The organism is Streptomyces sp. NPDC043854, from assembly GCF_056436005.1.
Map to the genome: position 1 here is coordinate 65398 of NZ_JBWKDK010000006.1, position 16434 is coordinate 81831.

The following is a 16434-nucleotide window of genomic DNA, read 5'->3' on the forward strand; positions in this document are numbered from 1 at the left end:
GAGCCGCAAGCTGCGCCTGAAGCCTGGCGGGAGGTCTGGCTTCGGGCGCTGGGCCCACACTGCGGACCCGGATGAGGGGTGGTCCGCGGTGGGGTCAGGACGAGGACCGTGGCGGGCGTGCGAGCCAGTGCGGTGGTCATGGGCGCCGAGGCCCGTCTCTTGACCTGAGGGAGACGGAGCCGGAGCTCCCGTCGCCGACCGCCACGGTCCCAGCCGCTCCGCGTCCGTACAGGGGCCACGCACAGAGTCCCCTGTACGGACGCGGAACACCACCTCCCCCCACCACTCCGCCCGGCGGTGCGAACGTCCTGTCGCGCCAGCCTCGCACCGTCGGGCGGTCACAGCCAAAGCGCCGAGTCACGGACGGTCCCGCGACCCGGCGCTTTGCCTTTCGGTCGGCTGCTGCGCGGGCTTCGCCGCCGGGTGCGCCTCGGTGAGGGTGCAGACGCCGTCGGCACATCGGCGTTCCAGACGGCCGCGGGAGATCGTCTGCGCCAGGCCGACCATCCAGCAGGTGGGGCAGCCGCGGAAGGCGATCAGGGCCAACGGGGCCGCCAGCAGGGCGGCCGGTCCGGCGACCGGCACCAGGCAGATCGAGCCGATGATCAGCCCGAAGCCGATGGCGCCGCGCGCCAGGTGGCGCGGGACGGACGTGCCGGCGAAGTTCATCGTGGGTCTCCTCCCACTCGTGGGTCGATGGCGTGACCGGCCGCCCGGTCGGTCACGGCCAGTGAGTGACGCAGTGCTGCGCGCGCCCGGTGCAGCCGTGATTTCATCGCGGCGTTGCTCAGACCGAGCGAACGGGCGACGGTCCTGCCGGGCAGGCCCTGTACGTCCCGCATGACCAGGACCTGTCGCTGGTCGCGGGGAAGGGCACCGACCGCGGCCGCGATCCGCTCCACCTCCAGCCTGTGCAGCACCGCGTCCTCGGCGGACGGTTCCGCGGACGGTTCCGCGGACGCCTCCGGTTCGGTCGGCGCCCGGTCGCTCCGCGGGACGAACAGGCGCACCTGCCGGAGGCATTCGTTGCGCACGATCCGGAACATCCACGAGGCAAGCGCGCCGGTGGCCCGCAAGGTGCCGATCTTCCGGTAGAGGATGATCAGCGCCTCCTGCGCCGCGTCCTCCGCGTCCTGCGGCGAGGCGCACAGCGACAGGGCGAACTTGCGCACATGGGGCTGGGATTCCATGACGACGGTGGTGAGCGAAGTGACGTCGCCGTCCTGAGCGGCCTTGATCAGCCGCTCCTGCGGCCAGGGATGGCGTTGGTTCATGACTCCTCGTACTCGGATGGGCGGCCCGCGCGCAGGTGCCGGTCAGCTTCGGCTCTGGTAGCGCCGCATCAGGTGCCAGCTGCATGCGCCCACGAGCAGGGCTCCGATCACGATGAGGCCGGTGACCATCATTGGCGTTTCCTCCCGGTTCTGCCGGCGCGTTCGGCCGGTACGCAGATAAGAGACGGGGAGGTCCGCAGAGGATTCGCCGCAGGCCGAAGTTTCTTCTCGGCACGGCGTCCGCGCAGGGCGTACGTGACTTTCGGCAGTGCCGGACGGTCCGAGGGATCCGTACCGTCGACTCCGCGTACACCGAACTGATCGACGACGGGTCCGGGACCTCACAGTCCGCGCCGCGCCGCGGCTTTGACGCGGAAGGCGTTCTCTCCGCGGCTGCGCTGCTGTCGGCCGCGCTGTCCGTGCTGAGCCTGTGGTGGGCCGTGCCCGCCGCGGTGGCCGCCTTCCAGGCGGGGCGGCTCGCGCGGCAGCCGACCCGGGCGGCGCTCGCCCTCGGCGCGACCGTCGCGGCGGGTGCGGTGGCGTTGTGCGCCGTACCGGCCCGGCTCCCGCCGGCGGGCCGGCCTGTCGGCCGGAGCGCTCAAGCTCGCTCAGGGCCTCGACGAGCAGCACCGCCGGGCCGCGGGCGACATCAGGGCGAGGGCGGAGGCCGCGGTGGAGCGCCTCGCCCAGGTGATCGGGGTCCTGCGGGAGGAGGCCGGCGAGGGCCCGGCTGCCCCGGCGGATCCTCGCCGGCCGGCCCCGGTCTGCGCGCGAAGCTCGTCGAGTCGACCCGCGGGTGGGTCCGGGACACGGCCGAGCTCGTCGCGGACGCCCAGGCGGCCGGCCTGGCCGATCTGCGGGTCGAGCCGCTCGACGCCGCCGAGCGGCTGACCGCGCTCGTGGAGGGGCTCAGCGAGCGCCGGCTGAGCGGTTCGCTGGGCCTGGAGCGGGCCCGCGAGCTGCTGTCCGGCGCGGTCGACGCGGAGCTCGGCCCCCGCCGCGTAGGCCCCCCGCGCCTCGTACGGCATACGCGCGTACGGACGCACGAAGGCCCCCGTTCCTCCTTGCGGAGGGGCGGGGGCCGTTCGGGTGCTGTTCCTGCCCGACCTTCCGGTCAGGGAGGCTGATCAGACCTTCAGGGCCTTGATCGCGGTCGGGGCGTGGCCGGGCTCGGTGGCCAGCTCCTCGAACTCGGTGACGTCGCTCATGTCGACGGTCTTGCTCATCGCGATGTTCGTGATGCGCTCCAGGATCGCCTCGACGACGACCGGGACCCGGTGCTCGACGGCCAGCTTCTTGGCCTGCTCGAAGGCCGCACCCAGCTCCTCCGGGTCGGTGACGCGGATGGCCTTGACGCCCAGGCCCTCGGCGACCTTGACGTGGTCGACGCCGTAGCCGCCGAGCTCCGGGGCGTTGATGTTCTCGAACTCGAGGTTGACCTCGAAGTTGATGCCCAGGTTGCCCTGCGCCTGACGGATCAGCCCCAGGTAGGCGTTGTTCACGAGGACGTGGACGTAGGGGACCTTGTGCTGGGCGGCGACCGCCAGCTCCTCGATCATGAACTGGAAGTCGTAGTCGCCGGAGAGGGCGACGATCGGGGTCTCCGGGTCCGCGGTGGCGGCACCGATGGCGGCCGGGATGGTCCAGCCGAGCGGGCCGGCCTGGCCGCAGTTGATCCAGTGGCGCGGCTTGTAGACGTGCAGGAACTGCGCGGCGGCGATCTGGGAGAGGCCGATGGTGGTGACGTAGCGGGTCTCCGGGCCGAAGGCCTTGTTCATCTCCTCGTAGACGCGCTGCGGCTTCATCGGGATGTTCTCGAAGTGCGTACGCCGCTGGAGGGTGGCCTTGCGCTCCTGCGCGGAGGCGGCCCAGGCGGAGAAGTCCGGCAGCCCACCTGAAGCCTTCAGCTCCTTGGCGACCTCGATGAACAGCTCCAGCGCGGCCTTGGCGTCGGAGGCGATGCCGTAGTCCGGGGCGAAAATCTTGCCGATCTGGGTCGGCTCGATGTCGACATGGACGAACGTGCGGCCCTTGGTGTAGGCGTCCATGTTGTAGCCGGTGTGGCGGTTGGCCCAGCGGTTGCCGATGCCCAGGACGAAGTCCGACTCGAGGAACGTCGCGTTGCCGTACCGGTGGGCGGTCTGGACGCCGACCATGCCGGCGGCCAGCTCGTGGTCGTCCGGGATGGTGCCCCAGCCCATCAGGGTGGAGATGACCGGAACGCCCGTCAGCTCGGCGAACTCGACCAGCAGGTCGGAGGCGTCGGCGTTGATGATGCCGCCGCCGGCGACGATCAGCGGGCGCTCGGACTCGAGCAGGAACCGGATCGCCTTCTCGATCTGGGCGCGGGTCGCGGACGGCTTGTAGACCGGCAGCGGCTCGTAGGTCTCGGGGTCGAAGTCGATCTCGGTCAGCTGGACGTCGATCGGAAGGTCGATCAGGACCGGGCCGGGGCGGCCCGAGCGCATCAGGTGGAACGCCTGCTGGAAGACGCCGGGGACCTGCGCGGCCTCGAGGACGGTGGTCGCGGCCTTGGTGACGGGCTTCGCGATCGCCGCGATGTCGACGGCCTGGAAGTCCTCCTTGTGGAGCTTCGAGACCGGGGCCTGGCCGGTGATGCAGAGGATCGGGATCGAGTCCGCGATCGCGGAGTACAGGCCGGTGATCATGTCGGTGCCGGCGGGGCCGGAGGTACCGATGCAGACACCGATGTTGCCCGCCTTCGCCCGCGTGTACCCCTCGGCCATGTGCGAGGCGCCCTCGACGTGGCGGGCGAGGGTGTGGTTGATGCCGCCCACGTTCTTGAGCTCCCGGTAGAACGGGTTGATCGCAGCGCCGGGCACGCCGAACGCTTGCGCGACACCCTCGCGCTTGAGGATCTCCACGGCGGCGGCTGCGGCTGTCATACGGGGCATCGAGTACTCCTGGCGGTCCGGCGGTCAGACTTTTTCCGCAATGCGGAAGTCATATTCTGTTATGCGAAACAAGCTAAGTGGCGGCTCCTCACACGTCAAGGCGGTGCGGCACCCCGGAACCCACCAAAAGCCCCGCCCCGAGGGGGCGGGTTGCACAAACGGACCCCGACCGGGCGGAAAATCGCCGACGCCCTCGCGGCGGCGGTCGCGGGTGGTGGAGCATGGATCCACGCACAGCGACGGAGGGGGTCGGGGTCCATGACGGAAGCGGTGCCGGTGCGCTGCCCGGTATGCCTGCGCGAGAGCAGTTACGCCGCCCCGGTCTTCCCCTGCGCCTGCGGGACCCCGGCCGCCCTGCCGCTGGACCTGACGGCGCCGCCCGTGCCCCTGACGCACCGGACCTGGTCGGACTCGTGGGTGGCGGCGCGGTGCGGGACCTGCGGGCTGGTGAGCGAGTGGCCGCAGCCCGAGGTGGGCTGCGGCTCGTGCGGGACGGTGGTACGGGTTCCGGTGCACCCCGTGGAGCCGGTGGAGAAGGTGCGGCCGGTGGGGCAGGAGGGGCCGGTGGGGAGGGTAGGGCCCTTGGGGCCCGCGGATGCCCCGGATGCGGCGGATCCGCGGGCCGGCGGCTTCCGGGCCGAGGGCTTCCGGTCGGCGGACGTTCCCGCGGCGGACTTCCGGGCGGCGGCGAACATCCCGGCCGAGGCCCCCAGGGCCGCGCCCGGCCCTCCGCCTGCGCCCGGCCCTCCGCATGCGCCCGGTTCCCCGCTTGCTGCCGGCTCCCCGTCCGCCGCCGATCCGCGGCGGCCCGCCGGCCCGGCGGGCCCGTACCGCCCGCAGCGGCACGGAGTTCCGCCGGTGCCGCGGCCGCCGTTCCGCCCGATGACCATCCGCACCGCCCGGGACGCGGTGGCCACCGCCGCGCTCTACCTGCGCTGGCTCGGCTTCCGGGACGTCCGCCAGCCCGACGGCCGGCCGATCCCCTCGGCAGCGGTGGACCTGCGGGCTCCCGGCCTCGTCGCCCAGGTGGACCCGACCACCGCGCCGGCCGGGCTGCGGGCCGTGGAGTGCGTCTGGCTGCACGGGCTGACGAGTTCGGCGACCAGCGTCTACTTCGCGCTCGCCGGGTACACGCAGGAGGCCCGCTCCCGCGCCGACGAGCTGCGGATACCGCTGTTCGTCATGGACCTCACGGGCATGCCCCAGCCGCTCAACGACCCCGCGGACGCACTCGTCGCCGCGGGGGCCTGACCTCGGCCCCCTCCGGCCAGGACGTAGGCTCGGACGCGATATCCGCCGGCCGCGACCCGTCCTGCCCCGCCCTGCCCCGCCCTGCCGAGGAGAGCCCGATGAGCCTGTACGACATCCCGCTGACCACCCTGTCCGACGAGCCCACCACCCTCGGGGCCCACAAGGGCAAGGCGATCCTGCTGGTGAACACCGCCTCGCAGTGCGGGCTCACCCCGCAGTACTCCGGACTGGCCCGCCTCCAGTTCGCGTACGGGGAGCGGGGCTTCACCGTCATCGGCGTGCCCTGCAACCAGTTCGGCGAGCAGGAGCCCGGCACCGCCGAAGACATCCAGACGTTCTGCGCGGCCGGCTTCGGCGTGACCTTCCCGATGCTGGAGAAGTCCGAGGTCAACGGTGAGAACCGGCACCCGCTGTACCAGGAGCTGGTGAAGACCCCGGACGCCGACGGCGAGGCGGGCGACATCCAGTGGAACTTCGAGAAGTTCCTGATCTCCCCCGCCGGCGAGGTCGTCGCCCGGTTCCGTCCGCGTGTCGAGCCCGAGTCCGCCGAGGTCATCGCGGCGATCGAGGCGCACCTGCCCGCGTAGCCGTACGTACGTACGCGCACGGACACACGGACACACGGACGCACGGACGCACCGGGGCGCACACGGGGAGGCAGCTGAAAGGTACGCCGGGCGGGCTGACCGTGGGGTCAGCCCGCCCGGCGCCGCACCGACCGCGGCGTCAGCCCAGGTCGGCCTCGTCATACTCCGCTCCCGAGCCCGCCGCGGTGAGCTCCCGCAGCTCCACCCGGCGGATCTTGCCGGAGACGGTCTTCGGGAGCTCCGCGAACTCGATGCGCCGGATCCGCTTGTACGGGGAGAGCACCGCGCGGGAGTGCGCGAACAGCGCCCGCGCCGTCTCCGGACCGGGCTCCCAGCCGGCGGCGAGCGCGACGTACGCCTTCGGCACGGCCAGCCGCAGCGGGTCCGGGGCCGGTACGACGGCGGCCTCCGCCACGGCCGCGTGCTCCAGCAGCGCGCTCTCCAGCTCGAACGGGCTGATCTTGTAGTCGGAGGCCTTGAAGACGTCGTCGGAGCGCCCGACGTAGGTGAGGTATCCGTCCGCGTCGCGGGAGGCGATGTCGCCCGTGCGGTAGAGCCCGTCCGCCATCGCCTCGGCGGTGCGCTCCTCGTCGTCGCGGTAGCCGGCCATCACCCCGGCCGGGCGCGGGCCGAGGTCCACGCAGACCTCGCCCTCGTCCGGGGAGACCTTGCCGGTGACCGGGTCGAGGAGGACGATCTCGTAGCCGGGCGCGGGCCGCCCCATCGAGCCGGGCTTCACCGGCGCCCCGGGGAAGTTGCCGATCTGGAGGGTGGTCTCGGTCTGGCCGAACCCGTCGCGGATGGTGACGCCCCACGCGGCGCGGACCTTCTCGATGACCTCGGGGTTGAGGGGCTCGCCCGCGGCGACCGCCTCGCGCGGCGGGTTGCGCAGCTTCCCGAGGTCGGACTGGATCAGCATCCGCCACACGGTGGGCGGGGCGCAGAAGGTGGTCACGCCGTGCCGGTCCATCTCCGCCATCAGCCGCTCCGCGTCGAAGCGGGTGTAGTTGTACACGAAGGCGGTGGCGCCGGCGTTCCACGGGGCGAAGAGGTTGGACCAGGCGTGCTTGGCCCAGCCGGGCGAGGCGATGTTGAGGTGCACGTCGCCGGGCTGGAGCCCGAGCCAGTACATGGTGGAGAGGTGCCCGATCGGGTACGAGGCGTGCGTGTGCTCGACGAGCTTGGGGCGGGCGGTCGTCCCGGAGGTGAAGTACAGCATCAGCGGGTCGCCGGCCAGGGTCTCGCCGTCCGGGGTGAAGACCGGGTCGGCCCGGTACATGTCCTCCAGGCGCCGCCAGCCGGTGGGCCCCTTCGGTCCGGCGGCGATCCTGGTGTAGTTGCCCGGGACCCCGTCGAACTTGCCGGTGTCCTCGGCGCGCACGATGACGTGGCGTACGCGGCCGCGCTCGATGCGGTCGTGCAGGTCGGCCGGGCCGAGCAGCGGGGTGGCGGGGATGATGACGGCGCGCAGCCGCATCGCCCCGAGCATGACCTCCCAGAGTTCGCGCTGGTTGCCGAGCATGACGAGGACGCGGTCGCCGGCCGCGACCCCCTGTTCGCGCAGCCAGTTGGCGGCGGAGCAGGAGCGCTCGGACAGCTCCCGGAAGGAGAGGCTGTGGCTGGTGCCGTCCTCCTCGGAGATGCGGAGGGCGTCGACGGCGCCGGTGTCCACGGTGTCGCCGTGGGCGAGGTGGTCGAACCAGTCCTCGGCCCAGTTGAAGCGCTCGGGCCGCGGCCAGCCGAACCCGGCGCGGGCGCCCTCGTAGTCCTCGCGGTGGGCGAGGAGGAAGTCCCGCGCGGCACGGAACCCGGCGGCGGTGCCGCTCCCGGCCCCCGCCCCTGCATTCTCGACGGTGTTGTGCGTCATGAGGGGCATCGTGCCGTGAGGGCAGCGCGCCCCACCAGAGCCGGGTCAGCCGTGGATTGACCCGAAGCGGACGGAACCCGCCCCGCCCGCGGCCCCGGCCATGCCGGCGAGCATCCGTTCCCCTTCGGCGGCGACGGCGTCCTTCTCCGGCCGGGTGGCCTTGCCGAAGAGCTCGACGGTGAGCCGGCCGCCCTCCTCCAGCCGCCACAGGCCGGCGAGGAACCCGTCGAGGAGAAGGGTGCAGTACGCCTGATTGCCCGCCCAGGTACGGCCCTTGAGGTCGGCGGGAACCACCCGGGTGCGGTCGGCGTGGGACAGCAGGAGGTTGTCGAACTCGGGCAGGAAGCGGGGCGGGGCCGGGGTGTCCGCCTCGGGCCGGGGCGCGTCGGGCAGGTCGAACAGCTCCACGCCGCTCTCGTCGCGGAAGGCGGCGAGCTGCGGCCGCAGCCGCTCGAAGGATTCCCGCAGACGGGTGAGCCCGGCCCAGACCTGCATGTCCTTGACCGAGGCGGGCCCGAAGGCCCGGAGGTAGCGCACCACGAGCTCGTCCAGGCCCTTCTCGGGCGCCCGTGCTGCGGGCGGGGCGGCGCCGAGCCAGCGCTCGACGGTGGTGAGCCGTACCTGCCCGCTGTGCCCCCACACCCCGCGCGGCGTGACCTGGACGAGCGGCAGCCGGCAGCGCGCGGCGACGGACAGGGCCTGCGGCGCGGCGTCGGGCCAGTGCTTCAGCAGCTCCTCGCGGATCTCCCCCATGGTGCGCGGCGCGGCCTCGACGAACGCTCGGGCGAGCTCGGTGAGCCGTTCGAGGTCCACCCCGGCGAGGCCCTTGCGGAAGGTGCCCAGCTCCCGGTCCCGGGGGGCCTGGACGAGGGGCGGCAGGGTGAGCGCGTCCCGGGCGGTGTGGGTGTGGATGGTGGAGCGCATGGTGACCATCCGGACCACCTGGCGGGACTCCATCAGCCCGGCGAGCTCGGCGGGCCGGAATCCGGCGAGCCGTGCGTGGAGCTGGAAGTACGGCGGCTTCACGTTCTGCGCCTGGAGGCCGAGCAGGTGCGCGACGGCGTCCAACGCGGGCATGTCGGCGCGGCTGAGGAGTAGCTGGCGGGCGAGCGTGGCACGGTTCAGTGAACGGGTGTCGAGTACGGGGTGCGTCGTCCTGGAGGCCATGACGGCAAGCTATCCCCCATCGCGGACACCTCCTGTCCGCAACAGAATGCGAAACCCGAACCCCACGAGCCCGCCCATCCATCCTTCCGTCCATCCACCCACTCCCGGGAGCCGAGCTGCGATGTCGGAGCGCCCAGACCGCCGCCCCCCGCCGTCGGCGAAGCGACCGGGGTGGCGCCGCCCCGCGCCCCCGCCCGCCACACCACCGTCCGGGACGCCCGAGAACCACCTCAGCGTGATCGACTCCGCGGTGTACCGCGACGGCAGGCGCGTCGCCTCCCCCGAGACCCTCGCAGAAACCTTCCGCCGACTGCGCGAGCAACCGGGCCGCATGGCCTGGATCGGCCTGCACCGCCCCACCGAGGCCGAACTCCTCTCCCTCGCCGACGAGTTCAACCTCCACGAACTCGCCGTAGAGGACGCCCTGGAGGCCCACCAGCGCCCCAAGCTGGAGCGCTACGGCGAGACCCTCTTCGTCGTCCTGCGCGCCGCCCGCTACCTGGACGCCCCGGAGGAGGTCGAGTTCGGCGAACTCCACATCTTCGTGGGCCCGGACTTCCTGATCACGGTCCGCCACGGCGCCGCCCCCGACCTCTCGGCGGTACGCCGCCGCATGGAGGAGACCCCCGAGCTCCTCTCCCTCGGCCCGGAGGCCGCCCTGTACGCGATCCTCGACGCGGTGGTCGACGGCTACGCCCCGGTCGTCGAGGGCGTCCAGAACGACATGGACGAGATCGAGACCGAGGTGTTCCGCGGCGACCCGGAGGTCTCCCGCCGCATCTACGAACTCTCCCGCGAGATGGTCGAGTTCCAGCGCGCCACCCGCCCTCTGGTGGCCATGCTCCACGGCCTGATGGCGGGCTTCGCGAAGTACGGCACGGAGGAGGAGCTCCAGCGCTACCTCCGCGACGTGGCCGACCACGTCACCCACACCAGCGAACGCGTCGACGGCTTCCGCCAGGCCCTGACCGAAATCCTGACGGTCAACGCCACTCTGGTGTCCCAGCAGCAGAACGCCGAAATGCGAGCCCTGGCCGAAGCCGGCTTCGAACAGAACGAGGAGATCAAGAAAATCTCCTCCTGGGCCGCCATCCTCTTTGCACCTACGTTGGTGGGAACCATCTACGGCATGAACTTCGCAGCCATGCCAGAGCTGCGCTGGGCGCTCGGATACCCATTCGCAGTTGCCCTTATGGCGGCAGTTTGCATCAGTTTGTACCTCATCTTCAAACGTCGGGACTGGCTCTAGACCAAGCAACTAACCGCATCGCCCGCCTATTGGATTTGCATCTGTACCGTCAAAAAAATCGAGCGCGTGACGTGCCCTGGTGAGCGGCTGGGGAGAATGGACGTCCACAAACTTGTCTGCCTAGTAATCCAGTTGCAGATCGCGATCTTGCTGGTCGATGTGGTCATGAGGACGGATCGATATCGGATCAATGAAGTCACCCTCGATGACCGCATGGGAGACCGCTGCGGCGCGCAGCAACGCCGAAACCTCCCACCCCACCGTCGTCTTGCCGGCACCGGCCCGCCCTTTCGCGCCCTGTCCCCCGCCGTGAACGTCACGTTCACGGCGATGACATGCATCGACTGGCTCGGCTCCACGCTGTGCCAGATCACCGACCACTGGCACCCCAGCGGTGTCCACCGCGACACGGACGGCGTGTTCCGCGCAATCAGCACCGAGGCGGGCTACGACCGACTCGCGCAGCAGAGCTTCGCCCGGAAAGCCCTCCGGACGGAACTGTTCAGTTCGCGTAGTCGGGCCTGGCCGCCCCGAGATGCTCCGCCACCGTCCGGAGCCAGGCTTCGACCGAGAACGGGGCCGGCGGCTCGACCTCCATGCCGAGCTCAGCGACGCCGACGGCGTAGTCGTGCTCCTCCAGCCCCAGAGCCAGCAGTTCGTGGATCTCGCCGACCAGCCGGGCGGTCAGCTGGGGATCAACCGCTGCCCTGTAGTCGCGGACCGCCGCATCGTGGTCGCCGAACTCGTCGGGCATGTCATGTCCTGCGAGAACCAACCGCCGAGGAACTGTCCCAGCTCCCCGAAGCGGGCGTGCCACTCCCAGTGGGTCTGGGGGGCGACCGGCGGAGGCACATCGCCGGACTCGATGCTGCGCTTGATGTGGTCGGCCATCTCGGACAGCCAGCTTTGAGTCCGGGACTCGGACAGCCCGATGTCGGGTACCGAATAGAACTCGCCGAGGCGCAGCCGCAAGCGGCCCGGCGGATTCCGCGCGTATTCCCGGAGTTGTTGTTCGGCGACGGAGAGCGCCCAGGGCCGGGTGTGCCAGGTGTGCCGGAGGTACGCCTGAAGTGCCGGGGGCGCTGTGCCTGCTTCCGGACTGTCGGGTTCCTGTCCGACGAAGGCTGCGACGACGACGTTGAGTTCGCCGTACCGGCGGTCGAACTCAAGCGGCTTCATGGGCACTGCGGCACCTTCAGAGGTAGATCGGGTAAGTGGCGTGCACGACAAAGCCGTGCGGACTCAACGCTTCACGCCTCAGCGTCACCCGCGCGGCCCGCACATCGACGGGCTCGCGACCGGCGAGCATCATCGCCTGCAGCAGCACGCGCCCGACGGGCTCCTCACGGGACGGCCAAGCGGCCTCGATGGTGAGCCTCGGTCGCGTGCCCTGGGCCAGCCAGCGATGTACGGCCTGCTCGTTGCGCGTGACGACCTGCTGGGTACACCACTGTGCGGTCGCGCGGTCGGGATAGGTGGCAGAACGGGTACGCACGGGAGATCCTCAGTCGATGGTGAAGCCCCAGAAGATGCCGACTTCCGTGGCGGAGACAGCGATTACACCACAATCCATTACGTGGCTGGTGAAGCCCTCATAGGCACCCTCGCGACGGAACATATCGGCATGGGGATTCTCTCGCGCCGTCGCCGCATTGGTAAAAAACAGCGCGTCTTCTCCGAATCTCTTCAGGATCGTGCTCGCGCGCGAAGTCAGCTCGGCCTCTCGCGCATCGAAATCCGGAATGTCCTCTGTTTGGAACCACTCACCCTGGAGAGTGACCAGGATTTGTTCGGCGCCCCTCCTGGACACAGGGAAGGCCGTGCTGAAGTCTCCTGGCGTGACAGCACTGAACGGGCTGTCCGGGCCGGTGCCGTAATCGCCCCCTCCCGGCGCCGCGGCAACCTTCGACCAGCCACGCGGATCGTCCGTCCGCAGCTGCATGACGTCGAGGGCGTCCAGACGCCAGTCATCGCGCCGCCGCGCCCCCACGGCCGCGAACATGCCCTCCCCGAATAGGGCCCGCAGGGAACGGCTCCAGGAGGTGGCGTCAATCTGAGTCACGGGCCTTACCTCAGTTCTCCAAGTGCGCACTACGGGTGCTGGGTCTTGTCGGTGGGCATGGAAGTGAGAACGACGAACGGCGGGTGGCTCCCCGGGTTGGGTCTCAGAACGACCCATACATTGGTCACGTCACGCGCGGCGGTGTCGCCCCGGTCCCACGACCTTCCCACGACGTCGTTCGTCGTCAGGAGGAGTGAGCGTGACGAGTTGGGTCCAGGGTTACCCGCGAGCCAATTGTCAATCTTCCTCTGATTGTTCGGTTGTCATGACGCGCCTCCTGGCACGCTGCGGCCTTGCGGGCCGCGGGAAGGGCCGAGGGCTCAGCGGTTCGCCTTGACCGCGAGCAGGGAGATGCTCTTCACGCCGTACCGGGCGCCGGCCCGGCGGGCTTGTCCGGAGAGGAACTTGTAGTCGTTGCCGCGGAGTTCCTCGATGTGCAGTCCGGCGGCCCCGATGGCCTGCCGGTAGGTGGCCTCGTGGGCGGCGCCGCCGATGCACAACGCCCACAGACCGGCGTCGCAGACGATGGACCGGGCCAACGGCTGTTCCGTGACGATGTCGGCGAGTGCCAGTCGGCCCCCGGGACGCAGGACGTGCGGCTTCCGCGAAGACCCGCTCCTTGTCGGCCGAGAGGTTGATGACGCCGTTGGAGATCACACAGTCGAAGCTCGCGCCTTCTGCCGGCAGCGACTCGATGCGGCCCTCGCGGAACTCGACACGATCGAAGCCGCCGGCCTCGGCGAGCCTCCGGGCCTTGTCCAGCTGTGCGGGCGTGAAGTCGACGCCCACGACCCGTCCTGAGCCTGCGACCTGCCGGGCGGCGCAGAACGAGTCCGTTCCCGAACCGCTGCCCAGGTCGATGACGTGCTCGCCCTCGCCGAGCCCGGCCAGGTCGAGGAAGTAACCGACCCCGGCGAAGGAATCGACGGCTCCCGCCGGGACCCGGTCGAGCAGATCGGCGGGATAGCCCAGGCGACGGGCCAGCGCACGGCCCGTCTCGAAGTGGTAGGAGCCGCGTGGCTCCTGGGCCACCAGGCGGTACAGGGCCTGGACCTTCGCGTCCAGCTCCAGGGTGTTCACCGCGGTCATGGCCTTCGCCTTCCTCCGGGAGAGCCAGTGCCTTCGATGAGGAGGACGACGCGTGGGCCCGCATTATTGCCCGCAGGAGAAATAGGGAGTGGAGGGATTTCTCGCCCGGGAGGTCGCGGCCATGCTGGACGCGCCGCTCGGGACCGTGCTGGCCCGCCTGCACCGCGGACGCAAGCTGTTCGAGAAGCAGTTGTGGGACTACGCGGAGGACAACGGGCTGCTGAAGGAGGGTGCATCGCATTGATCACCTGTGCCGAGGCCACCAAGCGGCTCTGGGAGTACCTCGACGCCGCGCTCGGCGCGGCGGACCGGGCCGCGCTGGAGGAGCACCTGGCCGGCTGCCGACGCTGCTGCGGGGAGCTGGAGTTCGCCGGGGAACTCCGGCGGTTCCTGGCCGCGCCCGGCCGCGAGGAGATCCCTGATGACGTCCTGCGGCGCCTGAACCGAACCCTCGAGGAGTTGGAGCCATGACGAGGGAGACGAGGGACCTGATGCACGGTGCCGAGGTGAAGGAGCTGGTCCGCGCCGCGTACCGGAACGTTCCCGCGACCACTGCCGTCGTGGCCCGCCGGCTGTACAGCGCCGAGGAGCTGGCAGAGGTGCCGCGGTCCGCTGTCGACCGCTCGCTCGGCGTGGCCAATCATCTCCGCTTCGCCGAGGTCCGGCCCGGCGAGCGCATCCTCGACATCGGGTGCGGCGGCGGCATCGACACGATCCTCGCCGCCCGCCGCACCGGCCCCTCCGGCCGGGTGATCGCGCTCGACTTCCTCCCCGAGATGCTCGCGCGCACCGCGAACGCGGTGTCCGAGGCCGGTCTCGCCAACGTCGACCTGCTGGAGGGCGAAATGGAAGACATTCCCCTGCCCGACGCCGCGGTCGACCTGATCATCTCCAACGGCGTCGTCAACCTCTCCCCGAGGAAGGCCCGGGTGATGGCCGAATGCGCCCGCGTACTGCGACCGGGCGGACGGCTGTGCGTGTCGGACCTGACCGTCGGGCAGGACGACCTCCCACCGGAGATCCTCACGCAGCCGGCCGCCTGGGCGGGCTGCGTCGCCGGCGCACTCGCGGAGGACGCTTTCGTACGGAAACTGGAGAAGGCCGGCTTCCAGCAGGTCTAGGTGGTGCACCGAGAGGCGATGAGCGTCGACGACTGCGCCCTCTATCCTCTGTTCACCCCGGCCGTGATCCGCCTCATGAGGGAGCGTGGCCGTCTCCATCGTCGTCAGGGCCACCCGGCCCGCGGCAGAGCCGGAACCCTGACCCGCGCGCCGTCACACCCGGCAGTCGCAGTCGTCATGCCCTCGCCTGTTCGGTGATCCAGTGGGCGGCGAGGAGGCCGGAGGCAGCGGTGAGGGCGGCGGCGGCGATGACGGTGGCGTTGAGGCCGAGGGTGTCGGCGAGGACGCCGGCGACGAGGGCTCCAGCGGCGTAGCCGATGTCGCGCCAGAACCGGTAGGTGCCCAGGGCATTGGCGCGCCAGGCGGGGTGGGCGTGGTCGGAGACCGAGGCGATGAGGGCCGGATAGACCATGGCCGTGCCGATGCCGAGGGCGACCGCGGAGAGGACGCCTGCGAGCAGCGGCCGGTCCAGGAGCGCCAGGACCAGGACGAATCCGGTGGCCTGGACGAGCATCCCGGTCACGATCAGGGGTTTGCGGCCGATGCGGTCGGCGAGGTGGCCGGTCGGGATTTGCCCGACGCCCCAGAGGATGGGGTACAGGCCCTTGATCAGGCCGACGGCGGCGAGGCCCAGGCCGTGGTCGGTGAACAGGAGCGGGAAGACACCCCAGGCCAGTCCGTCGTTGAGGTTGTTGATCAGACCGGCCTGGCTGGCACCGCGCAATGAGCGGTCGCGCCAGGAGGTGCGGGCGAAGATCGTCCTCAGGCCGGTGTCCTCACCGGTGGGCAGCGGCTCGGGATGCTGGGCGAGTTCGAGGGCGACGTGGGCAGCGGTGTCCCGTACGACGAGGGCCAGGGCGAGGCCGGCGACGACGAAGACGACTCCGATGAGCTCGGGGACGGGGCGCAGGCCGTAGGTGGTGGCGAGGTAGCCGGTGAGGAGGGCGGTGACGCCGACCGCGGTGTAGCCGGCGGCCTCGTTGAGTCCGGTGGCCAGGCCGCGGCGCGCGGGGCCGACGAGGTCGATCTTCATGTTGACGGTCATCGACCAGGTGAGGCCCTGGTTGAGGCCGAGCAGCACGTTGGCCGCGACGATCCACCCCCAGGACGGCGCCCACGCGAGCGCGAAGGGGACCGGTATGCCGACGAGCCAGCCGGCGACGAGGAGCTGCTTGCGGCGGAAGCGGGCGGTGAGCGCGCCGGCGGCGAGGTTGGTGAGTGCCTTGGTGACGCCGAAGGCGATGATGAACGAGAAGACCGCCAGGTCGCTGGTCAGGCCGAATGTCTCGGAGCCGATGAGCGGCACGGTGGTGCGTTCCAGGCCCACCAGGCCACCCACGCAGACGTTGACGATCACCAGCAGGGTGAACTGGAGCCGGTTCTCCCGCAGGCCCAGACGTACGGGCGGTCCGCCGGATGCGCCGTCCGCCGCGGTGGATGCGGGGGTGGTCCTCACGAGCGCAGGAAGGGAAGGTGCTCGTCGGTGTGTCCCGGCGTGGCCAGCGCCCGCAGGGTCAGCCCGCCGAGGTCGACCTCGTCGCCGTCGGCGAGGCCCTGGTGGTCGAAGGCGCGGTGACCGGCGGCGGAAGCCAGCACGGTCGCCCCGTGGTCGTGGCCGAGCTGGACGGCGCCGGACAGGAAGTCGGCGTGCAGGTGGGTGTCGGCCGCGTACGCCACGGTCAGGCCGCGCCGCCGCGTGGCGGCGTGCAGGCTGCGCAGGTCACGGCCGGCGTCGACGGCCATGGCCCGGCCGTCGCCGAGGTCGACGACGTAGGCGCTGTTGCCCAGTCCCGTGTCGGCCAGCGGGATCAGGTGATCGTCGGCGAAACCCATCGTGCTGTCCCTCCAAGGG

18 protein-coding genes and 4 pseudogenes are annotated in these 16434 nt (G+C 71.0%); 8 read left to right on the forward strand and 14 right to left on the reverse strand.

The window, feature by feature from the left end; translation table 11 throughout:
* Positions 1-357: 357 nt before the first annotated feature.
* The gene (locus tag AC068A_RS08095; RefSeq protein ID WP_478582339.1) at positions 358-669 is read right to left on the reverse strand and encodes a hypothetical protein; all 312 of its coding nucleotides are present in this window, start codon (positions 667-669) and stop codon (positions 358-360) included.
* Complete coding sequence (locus AC068A_RS08100; RefSeq protein WP_478582341.1) at positions 666-1274, reverse strand: RNA polymerase sigma factor; 609 nt, start codon at positions 1272-1274, stop codon at positions 666-668. Before AC068A_RS08100 ends, AC068A_RS08095 begins: the two co-directional genes overlap by 4 nt.
* A gap of 536 nt (positions 1275-1810) precedes the next feature.
* On the opposite strand from AC068A_RS08100, the gene AC068A_RS08105 reads away from it, so the two are divergent.
* On the forward strand, positions 1811-2401 hold the full coding sequence (locus tag AC068A_RS08105) for a TetR family transcriptional regulator C-terminal domain-containing protein (protein ID WP_478582777.1): 591 nt from the start codon (positions 1811-1813) through the stop codon (positions 2399-2401).
* Here the strand turns inward: AC068A_RS08105 and gcl are convergent, their stop codons facing one another.
* Together gcl and AC068A_RS08115 are read right to left on the reverse strand one after the other, a co-directional pair.
* A complete protein-coding gene (gene gcl / locus AC068A_RS08110; protein ID WP_478582780.1) occupies positions 2402-4180 on the reverse strand; it encodes a glyoxylate carboligase in 1779 nt (592 codons plus the stop codon).
* Between the two features lie 317 nt (positions 4181-4497).
* Positions 4498-4884, reverse strand: coding sequence for a hypothetical protein (locus AC068A_RS08115; protein ID WP_478582344.1), 387 nt, complete (start codon positions 4882-4884; stop codon positions 4498-4500).
* A 187-nt stretch (positions 4885-5071) separates the two neighbouring features.
* On the opposite strand from AC068A_RS08115, the gene AC068A_RS08120 reads away from it, so the two are divergent.
* On the forward strand, positions 5072-5440 hold the full coding sequence (locus AC068A_RS08120; RefSeq protein ID WP_478582347.1) for a hypothetical protein: 369 nt from the start codon (positions 5072-5074) through the stop codon (positions 5438-5440).
* Positions 5441-5538: 98 nt separating this feature from the next.
* Complete coding sequence (locus tag AC068A_RS08125) at positions 5539-6027, forward strand: glutathione peroxidase (protein WP_478582350.1); 489 nt, start codon at positions 5539-5541, stop codon at positions 6025-6027.
* Between the two features lie 139 nt (positions 6028-6166).
* Here AC068A_RS08125 and AC068A_RS08130 read toward each other — a convergent pair whose 3' ends face one another.
* Positions 6167-7894 carry an AMP-binding protein gene (locus tag AC068A_RS08130; RefSeq protein ID WP_478582352.1) on the reverse strand — a complete coding sequence of 576 codons (1728 nt, stop codon included), beginning with the start codon at positions 7892-7894 and terminating at the stop codon, positions 6167-6169.
* 45 nt (positions 7895-7939) lie between these two features.
* Complete coding sequence (locus tag AC068A_RS08135) at positions 7940-9061, reverse strand: winged helix DNA-binding domain-containing protein (protein ID WP_478582355.1); 1122 nt, start codon at positions 9059-9061, stop codon at positions 7940-7942.
* A 121-nt stretch (positions 9062-9182) separates the two neighbouring features.
* Between AC068A_RS08135 and AC068A_RS08140 the strand changes: the two genes are divergently transcribed.
* Positions 9183-10310: a magnesium and cobalt transport protein CorA gene (locus tag AC068A_RS08140; protein WP_478582358.1), complete on the forward strand. Its 1128-nt coding sequence runs from the start codon at positions 9183-9185 to the stop codon at positions 10308-10310.
* A gap of 330 nt (positions 10311-10640) precedes the next feature.
* Positions 10641-10727 (forward strand): annotated as a pseudogene (locus AC068A_RS08145) (hypothetical protein); the annotation flags it as partial.
* Between the two features lie 85 nt (positions 10728-10812).
* Here AC068A_RS08145 and AC068A_RS08150 read toward each other — a convergent pair.
* From AC068A_RS08150 to AC068A_RS08175, 6 genes and pseudogenes are all read right to left on the reverse strand, one after another.
* A pseudogene (locus AC068A_RS08150) lies at positions 10813-11495 on the reverse strand (contact-dependent growth inhibition system immunity protein).
* 10 nt (positions 11496-11505) lie between these two features.
* A complete protein-coding gene (locus AC068A_RS08155) occupies positions 11506-11805 on the reverse strand; it encodes an RNase A-like domain-containing protein (protein WP_478582360.1) in 300 nt (99 codons plus the stop codon).
* Between the two features lie 9 nt (positions 11806-11814).
* Entirely contained in the window at positions 11815-12372 is a 558-nt protein-coding gene (locus AC068A_RS08160) for a hypothetical protein (RefSeq protein ID WP_478582363.1), read from the reverse strand.
* 29 nt (positions 12373-12401) lie between these two features.
* Positions 12402-12617 (reverse strand): annotated as a pseudogene (locus AC068A_RS08165) (RNase A-like domain-containing protein); the annotation flags it as partial.
* A gap of 75 nt (positions 12618-12692) precedes the next feature.
* The gene (locus AC068A_RS08170) at positions 12693-12911 is read right to left on the reverse strand and encodes a hypothetical protein (RefSeq protein WP_478582815.1); all 219 of its coding nucleotides are present in this window, start codon (positions 12909-12911) and stop codon (positions 12693-12695) included.
* A 112-nt stretch (positions 12912-13023) separates the two neighbouring features.
* Positions 13024-13461, reverse strand: a pseudogene (locus tag AC068A_RS08175) (methyltransferase domain-containing protein); the annotation flags it as partial.
* Between the two features lie 88 nt (positions 13462-13549).
* On the opposite strand from AC068A_RS08175, the gene AC068A_RS08180 reads away from it, so the two are divergent.
* The 3 genes from AC068A_RS08180 to AC068A_RS08190 are packed head-to-tail and all read left to right on the forward strand — an operon-like array spanning position 13550 to position 14582.
* The gene (locus AC068A_RS08180) at positions 13550-13705 is read left to right on the forward strand and encodes a hypothetical protein (RefSeq protein ID WP_478582365.1); all 156 of its coding nucleotides are present in this window, start codon (positions 13550-13552) and stop codon (positions 13703-13705) included.
* On the forward strand, positions 13702-13932 hold the full coding sequence (locus tag AC068A_RS08185) for a CATRA system-associated protein (protein WP_478582368.1): 231 nt from the start codon (positions 13702-13704) through the stop codon (positions 13930-13932). The genes AC068A_RS08180 and AC068A_RS08185 overlap by 4 nt, the downstream gene beginning before the upstream one ends.
* Positions 13929-14582: a methyltransferase domain-containing protein gene (locus AC068A_RS08190; protein ID WP_478582371.1), complete on the forward strand. Its 654-nt coding sequence runs from the start codon at positions 13929-13931 to the stop codon at positions 14580-14582. The genes AC068A_RS08185 and AC068A_RS08190 overlap by 4 nt, the downstream gene beginning before the upstream one ends.
* Before the next feature lie 175 nt (positions 14583-14757).
* On the opposite strand, the gene AC068A_RS08195 is transcribed toward AC068A_RS08190, so the two are convergent.
* Together AC068A_RS08195 and AC068A_RS08200 are read right to left on the reverse strand one after the other, a co-directional pair.
* A complete protein-coding gene (locus AC068A_RS08195; protein WP_478582374.1) occupies positions 14758-16038 on the reverse strand; it encodes an MFS transporter in 1281 nt (426 codons plus the stop codon).
* Positions 16035-16415 carry an MBL fold metallo-hydrolase gene (locus AC068A_RS08200; protein ID WP_478582377.1) on the reverse strand — a complete coding sequence of 127 codons (381 nt, stop codon included), beginning with the start codon at positions 16413-16415 and terminating at the stop codon, positions 16035-16037. The genes AC068A_RS08195 and AC068A_RS08200 overlap by 4 nt, the downstream gene beginning before the upstream one ends.
* Positions 16416-16434 lie beyond the last annotated feature (19 nt).

What these genes read in the sequence shown, in the direction of transcription:
- AC068A_RS08140 (WP_478582358.1), top strand. Translation starts at nt 9,183, where the DNA reads ATGTCGGAGCGCCCAGACCGCCGCCCCCCGCCGTCGGCGAAGCGACCG.
- AC068A_RS08200 (WP_478582377.1), bottom strand. Translation starts at nt 16,415, where the DNA reads ATGGGTTTCGCCGACGATCACCTGATCCCGCTGGCCGACACGGGACTG.
- AC068A_RS08100 (WP_478582341.1), bottom strand. Translation starts at nt 1,274, where the DNA reads ATGAACCAACGCCATCCCTGGCCGCAGGAGCGGCTGATCAAGGCCGCT.
- gcl (WP_478582780.1), bottom strand. Translation starts at nt 4,180, where the DNA reads ATGACAGCCGCAGCCGCCGCCGTGGAGATCCTCAAGCGCGAGGGTGTC.
- AC068A_RS08125 (WP_478582350.1), top strand. Translation starts at nt 5,539, where the DNA reads ATGAGCCTGTACGACATCCCGCTGACCACCCTGTCCGACGAGCCCACC.
- AC068A_RS08190 (WP_478582371.1), top strand. Translation starts at nt 13,929, where the DNA reads ATGACGAGGGAGACGAGGGACCTGATGCACGGTGCCGAGGTGAAGGAG.
- AC068A_RS08120 (WP_478582347.1), top strand. Translation starts at nt 5,072, where the DNA reads ATGACCATCCGCACCGCCCGGGACGCGGTGGCCACCGCCGCGCTCTAC.
- AC068A_RS08095 (WP_478582339.1), bottom strand. Translation starts at nt 669, where the DNA reads ATGAACTTCGCCGGCACGTCCGTCCCGCGCCACCTGGCGCGCGGCGCC.
- AC068A_RS08115 (WP_478582344.1), bottom strand. Translation starts at nt 4,884, where the DNA reads ATGTTCGCCGCCGCCCGGAAGTCCGCCGCGGGAACGTCCGCCGACCGG.
- AC068A_RS08135 (WP_478582355.1), bottom strand. Translation starts at nt 9,061, where the DNA reads ATGGCCTCCAGGACGACGCACCCCGTACTCGACACCCGTTCACTGAAC.
- AC068A_RS08130 (WP_478582352.1), bottom strand. Translation starts at nt 7,894, where the DNA reads ATGACGCACAACACCGTCGAGAATGCAGGGGCGGGGGCCGGGAGCGGC.